The organism is Kitasatospora purpeofusca (assembly GCF_042691725.1).
In the GTDB taxonomy this organism is placed as follows: Bacteria; Actinomycetota; Actinomycetes; order Streptomycetales; family Streptomycetaceae; genus Kitasatospora; species Kitasatospora purpeofusca_B.
The window spans coordinates 3,374,578-3,389,438 of sequence record NZ_CP170483.1 but is presented as its reverse complement, the minus strand read 5'-3'; the positions used below and the strand labels follow the sequence as shown (position 1 = coordinate 3,389,438).

The window sequence follows — 14,861 nt, the reverse complement described above, 5'->3', positions numbered from 1 at the left end:
CGCACAGCAGGGAGGAGACGTTGTGGGGGATTTGGTGATCGGCGCCCGCTCAGGCGCCGGCGAGCCCGAGGGCACCGGCGGCCGGGCGGCCCGGTCCGCGGAGACCGCGGTGCCCTCGGCCTCGGCCGAGGACGCGGCGGCCCAGTCCGCGGACGGGCACGGCGACGGCACGGGTGACGCCCCGCCGCCCCTCCCCGGAGACCCCGGGCCGGCGGACGGCACCGAGGAGCAGCCGCCGCGGAACGAGCGCAAGCCGCGTTCGTTCTGGAAGGAGCTGCCGATCCTCATCGGCATCGCCCTCGTCCTGGCGCTGGTGATCAAGACGTTCTTCGTCCAGGCGTTCTCCATTCCGTCCGAATCGATGCAGAACACGCTGCAGGTCGGTGACCGGGTCCTGGTGGACAAGCTCACCCCGTGGTTCGGCGCCGAGCCCGAGCGCGGCGAGGTCGTGGTGTTCCACGATCCGGGCGGCTGGCTGGGCGACGAGCCCACCACGGAGAGCAGCAACGCCTTCGTCCGGGGCGTCCAGGACGTGCTGAGCTTCGTCGGCCTGATGCCCTCCGACAACGAGAAGGACCTCATCAAGCGGGTCATCGCGGTCGGCGGGGACACCGTCGAGTGCGAGGGCGAGGGCCCGGTGAAGGTCAACGGGGTCGCGCTCGACGAGCCCTACATCTACGCCGGCAACACTCCCTGCGGGACGAAGCCGTTCGGTCCGTTGAAGGTCCCCGACGGCCGGATCTGGGTGATGGGCGACCACCGTGCGGACTCGCTCGACTCGCGCTTCCACATGGACCAGCCGGGCGGCGGCGCCGTTCCGGTGGACGACGTGATCGGGCGGGCCTTCGTGGTGGCCTGGCCGGTCAACCGCTGGTCGACGCTGCCGGTGCCGGACACCTTCGACCAGAAGGGCCTGGCGGCGGCCGTGCCGGCGGTGCCGGCCGCGGCCGGTGCCGTGGGCGCCGTCGCCCTGCTCCCGCTGGTCCGCCGGCTGCGCAACCGGCCGGACCGCGACCGGCGGTCCTGAGCCGTACCGGGGGCTCCCGGGTCTTGCGCGGGCCGTGGTACCGACGAGTAATCTGCTCGGACGTGCCACGGCCCGCCGGGTTTTCCGCCCCTGGCCCCGGCGCGCCGCCGTGAGCGTTTCCGGGTCGGTCAGGGGTTGGACGGTGTCGATGAGCGGTGTCGTGGAACGGACGGCCGAGGATCCGCCGACCACCGTCCGCCCCCGGCGCGGGCCCGGGGTCGGGGCCGTCGTCCAGGGCGTGCTGCTCGCCCTCGGGCTCGTCCTGCTGATCGGCGGCTTCGCGGTGATCGCGGTGAGCTACCGGCCCTACGGCATCCCGACCGCCTCGATGGAGCCCACCGTCCGGGCCGGGGACACCGTCCTCGCCCGGAAGACCGACGGCGCGGACGTCCGGCGCGGCGACGTGGTGGTCTTCCGCGACCAGGCCTGGGGCGGCCGGCTCATGGTCAAGCGCGTGGTCGCGATCGGCGGCGACACCGTCGCGGTCGGCACCGGCGACCAGCGGCTGACCGTCAACGGCAAGCCGGTGGACGAGCCGTACCTCGCGGCGCAGGGCGCCCAGGGCGCGGCCTTCAGCGTGGAGGTGCCGCCCGGCCGCCTCTTCCTGCTCGGTGACAACCGGCTCGGCTCGCTCGACTCCCGCGTCCACCTGGAGGTCGACGGCGGGACCGTCCCGGCCACCGAGGTGCAGGCCAGGGTCGAGGCCACCGTGCTTCCGCTCGGCAGGTCGGGCCTGCTGGCCGGCACCTCGGCGTTCGAGGTGGTCGGCGGGGACCGTCCGGCCGGCCCGGGACCGCTGGAGCCCGCGTTCTGGGCGAGCGTTGTAGGCGCGGCGACGATCCTCGTGACCACGGCGGTGAGCGGGGTGGCGGGGCTGGCGCGCCGTCGCCGACGCGCGGCCTGACCCCGCCCGGCGCGGTTCGCGCCGGGACCGCTCTGCCCAACCTCGCCCCGCACGACCGCGCCGGGTGGCAGGATCGGGGGAGCGACCGGGGCGGACGAAGGGAGCGTGGAGGCTCGTCATGGCGGCACAGCGGCGCAGGGCTTCGCGGATCCTGCTGCTCGACGGGCAGGACCGGCTGCTGCTCTTCCACGGTTCGGACCCGGCGGTCCCCGGCGTCACCTGGTGGTTCACCCCCGGCGGCGGCTTGGAGCCGGGGGAGGGCACCCGCGAGGCCGCCGAGCGCGAGCTCCGGGAGGAGACCGGGTTGCGCGGCGTGGAACTGGGACCGGTGGTGGCGTACGGCAAGGCTTCGTTCTCCTATCGGGGGCGGCGCTACGAGCAGGAGCAGTGGTTCCACCTGGCCCGCACGTCGGAGACGGTGCTGGACCACTCGGGCATGGGCGAGGACGAGCACGCCCAACTGCTCGCGGCACGCTGGTGGACGGTCGGGGAATTGCGGGCCACCGCCGAGACGGTCTATCCGGTCGGGTTGGTGGACTTTCTGGAGCGGCTGTTGGCCGAGGGGCCGCCGGCCGTCCCGGTAAGGCTCTGAGGGTGAGTGCGGTGGTCCACAATGGGTGGACGTGACAAGTTGAGGGGACGCCTGGATGAGTGCCGAAGATCTCGAAAAGTACGAGACCGAGATGGAGCTCAAGCTCTACCGGGAGTACCGGGACGTCGTCGGCCTGTTTAAGTACGTGATCGAGACCGAGCGACGGTTCTACCTCACCAATGACTACGAGCTGCAGGTGCACTCGGTCCAGGGCGAGGTGTTCTTCGAGGTGTCGATGGCGGATGCGTGGGTCTGGGACATGTACCGGCCGGCCCGGTTCGTCCGCAAGGTCCGGGTGCTGACCTTCAAGGACGTGAACATCGAGGAACTCGCGAAGAGCGACCTGGAGCTGCCCTCGGACGAGTCCGGCTTCGGGAACTGACGGTGGACCGCCCGGTCCCCGGATGTCCAGGGGAATTCCGGGTATTCGGCGATTATCACTCCCGAGGGTGACAGGAGTTATCCACAGGCCCGAGTTGTCCACAGGGAAGGACAACTCTCCGGTCCGAACCGGGACCGCACGGCAACCTCCCCGGCGGAGGTGGTCACCGTGCAGGAGATCGAGCGCGCCACGCGCAAGCAGACGGCGAAGGCCCGGCAGGACGGGCAGCCGCGCCGGAGGACGACGCGGGTCCGGTCGGGCGGCCCGCCCCCGGCGGGCGCGCCGGGACCGGAGCGACCGACCAACACCGGCCTCGGCCGCTACGGCGAGCAGGTCGCCGCCCGCCGGCTCACCGAGGACGGGCTGCGCATCCTCGACCGCAACTGGCGCTGCGTCGAGGGCGAGCTGGACATCGTCGCCCTCGACGGCGACACCGTGGCGGTCTGCGAGGTCAAGACCCGCTCCGAGCGGGGCTTCCAGCAGCCCAGCGAGGCCATCGGCCCGACCAAGGCGGACCGGTTGCGCCGACTGGCCGAGCGCTGGATGGCCGAGCGCTGGCCCGGCCACTTCGCCCGACTGGCCGGCCCCGAGTACCGGCCCGGCTCCACCGACCCGCCGTGGGCGCCGGTACCACCCGGCGGCGTCCGGATCGACCTGGTCGCCGTCATCAACCGGGCCCGTGGCGCCGCCTCGGTCGACCACCTGCGGGGGGTGGTCTGAGATGGCCTTCGCCAGGACGTGCTCGGTGGCCCTGGTCGGCGTCGACGGGGTGATCGTCGAGGTCCAGGCCGATCTGGAGCCGGGGGTGGCGGCGTTCACCCTGGTCGGTCTGCCCGACAAAGCACTTTCCGAGGCCCGCGACCGGGTGCGCGCGGCGATCGTCAACAGCGGCGAGGCCTGGCCGCAGCGGAAGCTGACCGTCGGGCTGAGCCCGGCCTCGGTGCCCAAGAGCGGGAGCGGCTTCGACCTCGCGGTGGCCTGCGCCGTGCTGGCGGCCGCCGAACGGCTCGACCCGTCCTCGATCGCCGACCTGCTGCTCATCGGCGAACTCGGGCTGGACGGGCGGGTGCGCCCGGTGCGCGGGGTGCTCCCGTCGGTGCTGGCCGCCGCCGACGCCGGCTACCGGCGCGTCGTGGTCGCCGACCAGACCGCCGCCGAGGCCGAGCTGGTCCCCGGGGTGACCGTGCTCGGCGTGCGCAGCCTGCGCCAGCTGGTGGCCGTGCTCACCGGCGCCCCCGAACCGGAGGAGCCCGCCGATCGCTCCGCCGGCCGGCCGGATCCGCTGATGGCGGGCCTGATGCTCCCCAGCGCGGGGGTGCGCGGCCTGCCCGACGAGGCCGCCGCCCGGATGGACCTCGCCGATGTGGCCGGGCAGTACGAGGCCCGCCGGGCGCTGGAGATCGCCGCCGCCGGCGGTCACCACCTCTACCTCAAGGGACCGCCCGGCGCGGGCAAGACCATGCTGGCGGAGCGGCTGCCGTCGTTGCTCCCGCCGCTCACCCAGAAGGAGGCCTTGGAGGTCACCGCGGTCCACTCGGTGGCGGGGCTGCTCCCGGCCGGGCGGCCGCTGGTCGACCGGGCGCCCTACTGCGCCCCGCACCACTCGACCACCATGCCGGCGATCGTCGGCGGAGGCAGCGGGCTGCCGAGACCGGGTGCGGTCTCGCTGGCCCACCGGGGCGTCCTGTTCCTCGACGAGGCGCCGGAGTTCCCCGTCCGGGTGCTGGACGCGCTGCGCCAACCGCTCGAATCGGGCGAGGTGGTGATCGCCCGGTCGGCCGGATCGATGCGGCTGCCGGCCCGGTTCCTGCTCTGCCTGGCCGCCAACCCGTGCCCGTGCGGGCGGCACTCGCGACGGGGCGAGGGCTGCGAGTGCACGCCCGCCATGGTCAGCCGGTACCAGGGCCGGCTCTCCGGGCCGCTGCTCGACCGGGTCGACCTCCAGGTCCAGGTCGCCCCGGTGACCAGGGCCGAGCTGATGCAGCGCGACAGCTCGGCGGAGACCACCGCGGTCGTCGCGGCCCGGGTGCTGGCGGCCCGCGAACGCGCGGCGGCCCGGCTGACCGACACGCCGTGGCGGACCAACGCCGAGGTCCCCGGCCACGAGCTGCGCACCCGCTGGCAGCTGGCGTCGGGCGCGCTGAACGACGCCGCGCGCCAGCTCGAACGGGGTCTGCTGACCGCCCGCGGTCTGGACCGGGTGCTGCGGGTCGCCTGGACGGTCGCCGACCTGGCCGGCCGGGACCGCCCGGAACAGCGCGACATCCGGACGGCCCTCGTCCTGCGCACCGGCGTCGAGCAGGGGCTCCCGCTGACGGAGCAATTCTTCGGCCGGGCGGACACCGCCGCGGAGCGGACGGGCGACCGCTACCGGTCGGCCGGGGCCGGGGCCGAGCCGCGCCCGGCCCGCTCCCGGTCCGCCCGCCGGAGCGCCGATCCGCAACCCGATCCCGAACCCGAGGAGGCCGCCCCGTGAGCCGCACCGCGAACGACCTCGCCCACGGCCCGCCCGCCGCAGCGGGGACCGCCCCTCGGCCCGGGGCGCCGCCCGAGCCGACGCCCCAGCCACAGCCCCAGCCCGAACCCGAGCGCCTCGCCCGCGCGGCGCTCAGTCGGATCGGCGAACCCGGGGACGCCGCGCTCGGCCGCTGGCTCGCCCGAGCCGACGCCCTCGCGGTGGTCCGGGCGATCCGGGACGGCACGGCCCCCGGCCGACCGGGACCGGACGATGCCCGGCTGGCGGCCTACCGGGCCCGGCTGACCGGCCTCGACCCGGTCGCCGACCTGGAACGGGTGCGGGTGGCCGGTGGCCGCTTCATCATTCCGGGCGACACGGAGTGGCCGAGCCAGCTGGACGACCTCGGCGAGAGCCGGCCCACCGGCCTCTGGGTGGTCGGCACCGGCTCGCTGCGGCTGCTCGCACTGCGCTCGGTCGCGGTGGTGGGCGCCCGGGCCTGCACGGCGTACGGCGCGCACGTCGCCGGGGACCTCGCCGCCCAGCTCGCCGAACGCGGCTGGGTGGTCGTCTCCGGCGGGGCCTACGGCATCGACGCGGCCGCCCACCGGGGCGCACTGGCGGTCGGCGGCCCGACCGTCGCCGTCCTCGCCTGCGGGGTGGACGTGGCCTACCCGAGGGGCAACACCGGGCTGATCCGCCGGATCGGCGAGCAGGGGCTGCTGCTGAGCGAACTCCCGCCGGGGGAGCACCCGACCAGGTTCCGCTTCGTGCTGCGCAACCGGGTGATCGCGGCACTGACCCGCGGCACCGTGGTGGTCGAGGCGGCGCTGCGCAGCGGGGCGCTCAGCACCGCCAGACGCGCCCGCGACCTCAACCGGCACACCATGGGCGTGCCCGGACCGGTGACCTCGGAGCTGTCCGCCGGAGTGCACGCCCTGATCCGCAGCGGCGCCGCCACCGTCGTCACCGACGCGGCCGAGGTCGCCGAGCTGATCGGCGCGATCGGCGACGACCTCGCGCCGCAGCGCAGCGGGCCGGTGCTGCCCAGGGACCTCCTGGAACCGGCGGCGGCCCGGGTCCTGGAAGCGGTGCCCGCCACCCCGGACGGCGCGCCGGTGGAGCGGCTGGCCCGGCAGTCCGGGCTGCCGCCGGACGAGGTGCTCCAGCGGCTCTACGAGCTGGGCTCGCTCGGCCATGTCGAACGGCACGGCGCGCACTGGCGCCTGGTGCGCAGGAGGTGACGGCGGCTCCGCAGGGCCGGCGGCGCGGGACGGCCACCCGGACGAGTGGGAGGAGGAACGGGGATTGACGGACCGGGCGGGTGCGGCCGGGCCCGGCATCCGGTTCGTCCGTCCCGGGTACCCCGGGGCGGTGACACGAACGCCACCGGATCGGGGGACGACCGGGTGGCGGTAGCACTGTGCAGCGAGTCGGTCACGCTACGCTCGCCATGCCTTCCCTATCAGCACATGACTCGGCAGAACGGCGCAGACCAACGTATGCCCACACACATTCCCGGACACCGAGTGACCGGTGGCGCCCGGTCCTCGGGAGGGCCGCGCACCGAGCGGCGCACCGTGACCGAGTTCCCGCCCAAGGCCACGGGCGGGATGGGGGCCCTCGCACGGCAGGGCGGCCGTCCGGCGTACCCGGGGGCGCACGACGACCGGCCGGACGCGCCCGGCGCTTCCGCCGAAGCGGCCGCCCCCGCGCCGGCCGAGGCGCCGGGCCCCCGCCGGGAGGCGGCCGGCCGGGACCGCACGGCGCTCGAAGAGCTCTGGCGCGCCTACAAGGAGACGGCCGACCAGCGGCTGCGGGAGCAGCTGATCCTGCACTACTCGCCGCTCGTCAAGTACGTGGCGGGCCGGGTCGGGGTCGGCCTGCCCTCCAACGTCGAGCAGGCCGACTTCGTCTCCTCCGGGGTCTTCGGGCTGATCGACGCGATCGAGAAGTTCGACATCGAACGCGCCATCAAGTTCGAGACGTACGCCATCAGCCGGATCCGCGGCGCGATCATCGACGAGCTGCGGGCGCTGGACTGGATCCCGCGCTCGGTGCGGCAGAAGGCGAAGGCCGTCGAGCGGACGTACGCGACGCTGGAGGCCCGGCTGCGGCGGACGCCGAACGAGCCCGAGGTGGCGGCCGAGATGGGCATCGCCATCGAGGACCTGCACGCCATCTTCAGCCAGCTCTCGCTCGCCAACGTGGTGGCGCTCGACGAACTGCTGCACCCCGTCGGCGAGGGTGGCGACCGGCTCAGCCTGATGGACACCCTGGAGGACCACGGCGCCGACGACCCGGTGGAGGTGGCCGAGGACCGGGAGCTGCGCCGGCTGCTGGCGCAGGCCGTGAACACCCTCCCCGAGCGGGAGAAGACCGTGGTCACGCTCTACTACTACGAGGGCCTGACCCTCGCCGAGATCGGCCAGGTGCTCGGGGTGACGGAGAGCCGGGTCAGCCAGATCCACACCAAGTCGGTCCTCCAGCTGCGCGCCAAGCTGTCGGACATCCGGTAGCGGCCCGGCGCTGCGGGACCCCTGCCGGGGTGCGCCGCGCACACCCGGCCCGTGCCCCGCGCCCCGGTACGCAACCCTCCGCATCGCGGCGGTGCGCGGCACCGTACCGGCGGGATGTAGGGCTCCGTACAGTGGAGTGCGTGCCGAAGATCCGAGCGGCCAGTGTGGCCGAGCACCGTCAGATGCAGCGGGCAGCCCTCCTCGACGCTGCCCGCAGTCTCCTCACCGAGGGAGGCATGGAGGCCCTGACCTTCCCCGCGCTCGCGGCGCGCACGGGGCTCGCGCGGTCCTCGGTGTACGAGTACTTCCGCTCGCGGGCGGCCGTGGTCGAGGCGCTCTGCGAGACCGACTTCCCGCTGTGGGCCGCCGAGATCGAGGCCGGGATGGCGAGCGGGGACACCGCGGCCGAGCGGATCGAGGCCTACGTCCGGGGCCAGCTCGCGCTGGCCGCCGACCCGCGCCACCGGGCGGTCGCCGCGATCTCCGCGCTGGAACTGGACGACGCGGCCCGCGAGCGCATCCGGGCGGCGCACGGGACGCTGGTCGGGCTGGTGGTCCAGGCCCTGGAGGACCTCGGCCACGAACAGCCCCGGCTGGCCGCCGCGCTGCTCCAGGGCATCGTCGAGGCGGCCGTCCGGCAGTCCGAGCAGCGGGCGGCGGGCGGCCGGGCCGAGAGCCCCGAGGTGATCGCGGACGCCGCCGTCGCCCTCGCCCTGCACGGCCTCGGCCCGAGCTGACCCGCCGTACCGGGTCCCGAGGAGGAGGGTCCTGCGGGATCGGGTCCCGGGGAGGCTGCTCGGTGAGCGGCAGCAGCCGGGCCCGGCCGGTGCCGAACAGGGCCGGCGGATCGAGGTAGCGCCGCCCGCGCAGCAGGCCCCAGTGCAGGCAGACGCCGTCGGCGCAGTGGCCGGTCCCGTCGGCGAGCCGTCCGATCACCCGGCCCGCCGCCACCGCGGTGCCCACCGCGACGGTGCCGACCACTGGCAGGTAGGTGGTCCGTAGCGGGGGCGCCGGGGGAGTGCCCGCCGTCGTATGGGTGACGGTGACCACCGGCCGTCCGGCTACCGGCCCGGCGAACGTCACCACCCCGGAAGCCGCCGCCCGGACCTCGGCGCCGGGAGCGGCGGCCAGGTCGACACCCCGGTGCCCCGCGCCCCACGGCCGCGCCGGTGCCTCGAAGTGGCGGACCACGGCGCCCGGCCCGCCGCCCGGACCGTCCACCGGCCACGCCCGCCCGTCGCCGACACCACCACCCCCGCCGTCACCCCTGACGCCACCGCGCGCGCCGCCGCCCGCCGCGTGCCCGAGCGCCCCGGCCCGCCCGCCCGGCAGCAGCGCGACCAGCACCACCAGCACGACCACCAGCAGCCGCCACGACGAACAGCACGACGAACAGCGCAACCAACGGCACGACGCTCCGCACGACGACCGGCACCACGCACCCGGCCCCCCGGGGCCGGCCGGAACCCGGGCAACAGCACTCATGCCGCCGAGGCTCCCCGGCCCGCGCCGACCCGGCCACCCCCGCCCCGGTTCCTGTGGAAAACCGGCCCCTGTGGACCACGGCCGTCCCCCCAACGGGTGTACCCCTCCGGGTCTACGGGGCCCCACACAGCCGCCCGGGAGCCCCGGACCAGGCGTGTCCCCGGCGGCCCGTCCGCCACGGAGTCGCCCCGCGCTCGGCGCTTCCCGTACACTTCACACGCGACCCGGTCCGCCGGGTCGACTTCGCACGCCCCGCCACCGGTGGACGGAAGCGGCCTCGCCGCCACCTCCGCCAGGTGCGAGTGCCGCTCGGTCCGCCGAGCCCGGCCGGTCCCAGGACCGCCGGGTGGAAGCGGCTCGGCACGTTCGGGGCGTCAGGCGTGGCTGTCACCTGGCCGCCACGGACAAACCGAGCCTGACCCGGCCGTTCGCACGCGCCGAGCGGGGAGCGCCACCGTGCGCCGACCGCGACACCGCTGCGCCGGAGCCGGGCGTAACACCTGAGGAGCACGGCCATGGCCGTCGTCACGATGCGGGAGCTGCTGGAGAGCGGCGTCCACTTCGGTCACCAGACCCGTCGCTGGAACCCGAAGATGAAGCGCTTCATCATCACCGAGCGCAACGGCATCTACATCATCGACCTCCTGCAGTCGCTGAACTACATCGACCGCGCCTTCGAGTTCATCAAGGAGACCGTTGCCCACGGCGGCAGCGTCCTCTTCGTCGGCACGAAGAAGCAGGCCCAGGAGGCCATCGCCGAGCAGGCCACCCGCGTGGGCATGCCCTACGTGAACCAGCGCTGGCTCGGCGGCATGCTGACCAACTTCTCGACCGTCTACAAGCGCCTGCAGCGCCTCAAGGAGCTCGGCGAGCTGGACTTCTCGGACGTGGCCGGCTCCGGCCTCACCAAGAAGGAGCTCCTGGTCCTCCAGCGCGAGCACGACAAGCTGGAGAAGACCCTCGGCGGTATCCGCGACATGCAGCGCGTTCCCAGCGCCGTCTGGATCGTGGACACCAAGAAGGAGCACATCGCGGTCGGCGAGGCCCGGAAGCTCAACATCCCGGTCGTCGCCATCCTCGACACCAACTGCGACCCCGACGAGGTCGACTACAAGATCCCGGGCAACGACGACGCGATCCGCTCCGTCACCCTGCTGACCCGTGTGATCGCCGACGCCGTCGCCGAGGGCCTCAAGTCCCGCGCGGGTGTCGCCAAGGGCGACGTCAAGGCCGAGCCGGGCGCCGACCAGCCGCTGGCCGACTGGGAGAAGGACATCCTGGAGGGCGAGAAGAAGGCCGCCGAGGCCCCCGCCGAGGCGCCCGCCGCCGAGGCTCCGGCCGCCGAGGCCGAGGCCCCCGCCGCCGAGGCCCCGGCCACCGAGGCTCCGGCCGAGCAGGCCTGACGTACCAAGGGTGAGGGGCACCCACCGGTACGACACCGGTCGGTGCCCCTCTCTCCCGTGCCTGGGCCGAACCACCGGCCCGGCTGCCACCCCACGCAGACACGCGAGACGCGAGAAGAGATTCACACCATGGCGAACTTCACCGCCGCGGACGTCAAGAAGCTCCGTGAGCTCACCGGCGCCGGCATGATGGACTGCAAGAAGGCCCTGGACGAGGCCGAGGGCAACGTCGAGAAGGCCGTCGAGATCCTTCGCATCAAGGGCCAGAAGGGCGTTGCCAAGCGTGAGGGCCGCGACGCCTCCAACGGTGCCGTCGCCGCGCTGATCGCCGAGGACAAGAAGTCCGGCGTCCTGGTCGAGCTGAACTGCGAGACCGACTTCGTCGCCAAGGGTGACAACTTCGTCAAGGTCGCCGACGCGATCGCCACCCACGTCGCCGCCACCGCCCCGGCCGACCTGGACGCCGCCCTCGCCTCCGAGATCGAGGCCGGCAAGACCGTCCAGCAGTTCGTCGACGAGGCCAACGCGACCCTGGGCGAGAAGATCGTCTTCCGCCGCTTCGCGCAGTTCGACGGTGACGGCTTCGTCGCGGTCTACCTGCACAAGACCAGCCCCGACCTGCCGCCGGCCGTCGGCGTCCTGGTCGAGCTGGACAAGGAGAACGCCGAGGTCGCCAAGGACGTCGCGCAGCACATCGCCGCCTTCGCGCCGAAGTTCCTGTCCCGCGAGGACATCCCGGCCGAGGACATCGAGAACGAGCGCCGCGTCGCCGAGGCCACCGCTCGCGAGGAGGGCAAGCCGGAGGCCGCCCTGCCGAAGATCGTCGAGGGCCGCGTCACCGGCTTCGTGAAGGAGAACTCCGTCCTGGAGCAGGCCTTCGCGAAGGACAACAAGAAGACCGTCGCCAAGGTGCTCGAGGAGAACGGCGTCGCCCTCAAGCGCTTCGCCCGCTTCCGCGTCGGCGCCTGAGCCACGTTCCATCCGGGCTTCCGGCCGTAGGCTGGAAACCGTCCCCGCCCGCTGACCAGGGCGGCAGGGAACGCGCCGTACGGGCTCACCCAGCGCCATCCGTCCATGGGCGAGCCGCGTCGGCAGCATGAACGACGAGGAGGCCATTGCCGTGCAGGACACCGAACCGGTTCCCGCGGCAGTGGCCTCCTCGCGTGTACGCGCAGGCCGGGTATCCGCACGTCCGCGCCTGTGAACCAGTAGGTGTAGAAGGAGAAGTCCATGCAGGAGACGCAGGAGACCGCGCAGGACACCCCCGACGGCGCGCGCCGCCGGGTGCTGCTGAAGCTGTCCGGTGAGGCCTTCGCCGGCGGCGGCGGGCTCGGCGTCGATCCGGACGTCGTGCACGCGATCGCCCGCGAGATCGCCACGGTGGTCCGCGCGGGCACCGAGGTCGCCGTGGTGATCGGCGGCGGCAACTTCTTCCGCGGCGCCGAACTCCAGGTGCGCGGCATGGACCGGGCCCGCTCGGACTACATGGGCATGCTCGGCACGGTCATGAACTGCCTCGCGCTCCAGGACTTCCTGGTCAAGGAGGGCATCGAGACCCGGGTCCAGACCGCCATCACGATGGGCCAGGTCGCCGAGCCGTACCTGCCGCTGCGCGCCGTCCGGCACCTGGAGAAGGGCCGTGTGGTGATCTTCGGTGCCGGTATGGGCATGCCCTACTTCTCCACCGACACCACCGCCGTGCAGCGGGCCCTGGAGATCCACGCCGACATCCTGCTGATGGGCAAGAACGGGGTGGACGGCGTCTACGACGCCGATCCCCGGACCAACCCGGACGCGGTCAAGTTCGACGCGCTGGAGTACTCCGAGGTCATCGCGCGCGACCTCAAGGTCGCCGACCTCACCGCGATCACGCTGTGCAAGGACAACAACCTCCCGATGCTGGTCTTCGAGCTGCTCGCGGAGGGCAATATCGCGCGGGCGGTGAAGAGTGAGAAGATCGGCACACTCATCAGCCAGGATTCTGTCCGGGCCTGAGCAGCAACCAGCCGCACCGGACGGCGCCGCCGCCGTGAGGCCCCGGCGCCGACACCGGTCGGGACAACAGCAGATGAACCGGACAGGGAGATCACAGTGATCGAAGAGACCCTCCTCGACGCCGAGGAGAAGATGGAGAAGGCCGTCGCCCACGCGAAGGACGACTTCGCCGCCATCCGCACCGGCCGTGCGCACCCGGCGATGTTCGCCAAGATCGTCGCGGAGTACTACGGGACGGTGACGCCGATCAACCAGCTGGCCTCCTTCTCCGTGCCGGAGCCCCGGATGGCGGTCGTCTCGCCGTTCGACAAGACCGCGCTGAAGGCCATCGAGCAGGCGATCCGCGACTCCGACCTGGGCGTCAACCCGTCGAACGACGGCTCCATCATCCGGGTCGTGCTCCCCGAGCTCACCGAGGAGCGCCGCCGGGAGTTCATCAAGATCGCCCGCGGCAAGGGCGAGGACGCCAAGGTCTCGATCCGCGCCGTGCGCCGCAAGGCCAAGGACGCCATCGACAAGCTGGTGAAGGACGGCGAGGTCGGCGAGGACGACGGCCGCCGCGCCGAGAAGGAGCTCGACGACACCACGGCCAAGTACGTGGCCTCCGTCGACGAGCTGCTGAAGCACAAGGAAGCCGAGCTGCTCGAGGTCTGATGAACGACGCCCCTGACGCCCCTGGCTACTGGGGCCCGTCCGATCAGCAGTACCAGCCGTACCCGCCGTACCCGCCTGCGCAGGGACCCGCCGCTCCTGCGCAGGCCGGCGGCATACCCGGACACCCGGCGCAGCAGGCCGGCCGGCCCGCGCCGTACGGGCCGTACGGCGCGAACGACCCCGGCCACCGAACGGGTCACTCCCAGCAGCCTCCGGTGTACTGGGACCCGGACGCGGAGGAGACTCAGGTCATGCCTCCCGTACCGGCCGACCCGGGCCCGCAGCCCGTGCCCCCGTCCGGGGCCGACCCCGCCGAGGGGCTGGCCCGGGAGGCGGGTCGGCTGAGCGGACCGCTGTTCCGCGACGAGCGGCCCGGAGCGTCGGAGCCGGGTGCGTCGGAGACGCTCGTGCTGCGCGCGATCACCGACGACGCCCCGCCGGCCCCCGCGGGCGGGCCGTACCCCGGCGCGCCGGGCGGACCGGCGGCGGGGCAGCCCTTCCTCGTGCCGTCGTCCCACCCAGGGCAGGAGACACCCGTGGCCCAGGCCGATCCGCAGCCTCAGCCGCCGCAGCGCAAACAGCGCGGTGGTCGCAACCTCCAGGCCGCGATAGGCGTGGGCGTCGGCCTCGGCGCGGTGATCGTCGCCTCGCTGTTCGTCGTCAAGGCCCTGTTCCTGGTCGTGGTGATCGCGGCGGTGTCGGTCGGCGTCTGGGAGCTGACCAGCCGGCTGGCCGAGCGCAAGGAGATCAAGGCGCCGCTGGTCCCGCTGGTCGTCGGCGGTGTCGCGATGCTCGCCACCGGCTACTGGTCGGGGATCCAGTGGGCGGCGGCCTCGCTCGCGCTCACCGGGCTCGCGGTGATGGTCTGGCGGATGGCCGAGCCGCCCGAGAACTACCTGCGGGACATAACGGCGGGCATCTTCACCGCCTTCTACGTCCCGTTCCTGGCCACCTTCGTGGCGATGATGCTGGCGGCCGACGACGGTCCGCAGCGGATCGTGCTCTTCCTCATCGTCACGGTGTGCAGCGACACCGGGGCGTACGCGGTGGGCTACAAGTTCGGCAGGAACAAGCTGGCGCCGACGATCAGCCCGGGCAAGACCCGCGAGGGCCTGGCCGGCGGCATCGGCCTGTCGATGCTGGCGGGCGCGCTGCTGATGGAGCTGATCATCGACGGCGGCAGCTGGTGGCAGGGCCTGATCCTGGGCGGCTGCGCGGCGGTCACCGCGACCCTGGGCGACCTGGGCGAGTCGATGATCAAGCGCGACCTGGGCATCAAGGACATGGGCACGCTGCTGCCCGGCCACGGCGGCATCATGGACCGGCTGGACTCGCTGCTGCCGACCGCCCCGGTGGTGTGGCTGCTGCTGGCGGCCTTCGTCGGCAGCTGAGCCGCCGCCCCCGCGCACAGGGGCCCCGGACGCCCGGCGTCCGGGGCCTCCGCG

14 protein-coding genes and 1 pseudogene are annotated in these 14,861 nt (G+C 73.6%); 14 read left to right on the top strand and 1 reads right to left on the bottom strand.

Annotated elements, in window-relative coordinates; all coding sequences use genetic code 11:
- Nucleotides 1-22: 22 nt before the first annotated feature.
- From lepB (ACFCLZ_RS14150) to ACFCLZ_RS14110, 9 genes are all read left to right on the top strand, one after another.
- Nucleotides 23-1,027: a signal peptidase I gene (lepB, locus tag ACFCLZ_RS14150; RefSeq protein ID WP_380285250.1), complete on the top strand. Its 1,005-nt coding sequence runs from the start codon at nt 23-25 to the stop codon at nt 1,025-1,027.
- Between the two features lie 148 nt (nt 1,028-1,175).
- Nucleotides 1,176-1,931, top strand: a complete 756-nt coding sequence (gene lepB, locus ACFCLZ_RS14145) for a signal peptidase I (RefSeq protein ID WP_380285249.1) — start codon at nt 1,176-1,178, stop codon at nt 1,929-1,931.
- Nucleotides 1,932-2,049: 118 nt separating this feature from the next.
- Entirely contained in the window at nt 2,050-2,523 is a 474-nt protein-coding gene (locus ACFCLZ_RS14140; RefSeq protein ID WP_380285248.1) for an NUDIX domain-containing protein, read from the top strand.
- Nucleotides 2,524-2,578: 55 nt separating this feature from the next.
- The gene (locus ACFCLZ_RS14135; RefSeq protein ID WP_030056781.1) at nt 2,579-2,905 is read left to right on the top strand and encodes a DUF2469 domain-containing protein; all 327 of its coding nucleotides are present in this window, start codon (nt 2,579-2,581) and stop codon (nt 2,903-2,905) included.
- A 177-nt stretch (nt 2,906-3,082) separates the two neighbouring features.
- Nucleotides 3,083-3,625, top strand: coding sequence for a YraN family protein (locus ACFCLZ_RS14130; protein ID WP_380286163.1), 543 nt, complete (start codon nt 3,083-3,085; stop codon nt 3,623-3,625).
- Between the two features lies 1 nt (nt 3,626).
- On the top strand, nt 3,627-5,381 hold the full coding sequence (locus ACFCLZ_RS14125; RefSeq protein ID WP_380285247.1) for a YifB family Mg chelatase-like AAA ATPase: 1,755 nt from the start codon (nt 3,627-3,629) through the stop codon (nt 5,379-5,381).
- The gene (gene dprA, locus ACFCLZ_RS14120) at nt 5,378-6,604 is read left to right on the top strand and encodes a DNA-processing protein DprA (protein ID WP_380285246.1); all 1,227 of its coding nucleotides are present in this window, start codon (nt 5,378-5,380) and stop codon (nt 6,602-6,604) included. The genes ACFCLZ_RS14125 and dprA overlap by 4 nt, the downstream gene beginning before the upstream one ends.
- Nucleotides 6,605-6,973: 369 nt before the next feature.
- Complete coding sequence (gene whiG / locus ACFCLZ_RS14115) at nt 6,974-7,879, top strand: RNA polymerase sigma factor WhiG (RefSeq protein WP_380286162.1); 906 nt, start codon at nt 6,974-6,976, stop codon at nt 7,877-7,879.
- Nucleotides 7,880-8,043: 164 nt separating this feature from the next.
- A complete protein-coding gene (locus ACFCLZ_RS14110; protein ID WP_376093970.1) occupies nt 8,044-8,616 on the top strand; it encodes a TetR/AcrR family transcriptional regulator in 573 nt (190 codons plus the stop codon).
- 166 nt (nt 8,617-8,782) lie between these two features.
- Here the strand turns inward: ACFCLZ_RS14110 and ACFCLZ_RS14105 are convergent.
- Nucleotides 8,783-9,364: pseudogene (locus ACFCLZ_RS14105) on the bottom strand (peptidoglycan DD-metalloendopeptidase family protein); the annotation flags it as partial.
- 515 nt (nt 9,365-9,879) lie between these two features.
- Between ACFCLZ_RS14105 and rpsB the strand changes: the two are divergent.
- The 5 genes from rpsB to ACFCLZ_RS14080 all read left to right on the top strand — a co-directional run bounded on the left by rpsB (nt 9,880) and on the right by ACFCLZ_RS14080 (nt 14,807).
- Nucleotides 9,880-10,767 carry a 30S ribosomal protein S2 gene (gene rpsB, locus ACFCLZ_RS14100; RefSeq protein ID WP_380285245.1) on the top strand — a complete coding sequence of 296 codons (888 nt, stop codon included), beginning with the start codon at nt 9,880-9,882 and terminating at the stop codon, nt 10,765-10,767.
- A gap of 129 nt (nt 10,768-10,896) precedes the next feature.
- On the top strand, nt 10,897-11,736 hold the full coding sequence (tsf, locus tag ACFCLZ_RS14095; RefSeq protein ID WP_380285244.1) for a translation elongation factor Ts: 840 nt from the start codon (nt 10,897-10,899) through the stop codon (nt 11,734-11,736).
- A gap of 261 nt (nt 11,737-11,997) precedes the next feature.
- Nucleotides 11,998-12,762: a UMP kinase gene (gene pyrH / locus ACFCLZ_RS14090; protein WP_380285243.1), complete on the top strand. Its 765-nt coding sequence runs from the start codon at nt 11,998-12,000 to the stop codon at nt 12,760-12,762.
- A 96-nt stretch (nt 12,763-12,858) separates the two neighbouring features.
- Nucleotides 12,859-13,416, top strand: coding sequence for a ribosome recycling factor (gene frr, locus ACFCLZ_RS14085; protein WP_380285242.1), 558 nt, complete (start codon nt 12,859-12,861; stop codon nt 13,414-13,416).
- Between the two features lie 251 nt (nt 13,417-13,667).
- On the top strand, nt 13,668-14,807 hold the full coding sequence (locus ACFCLZ_RS14080; protein ID WP_380285241.1) for a phosphatidate cytidylyltransferase: 1,140 nt from the start codon (nt 13,668-13,670) through the stop codon (nt 14,805-14,807).
- Nucleotides 14,808-14,861: the final 54 nt, after the last annotated feature.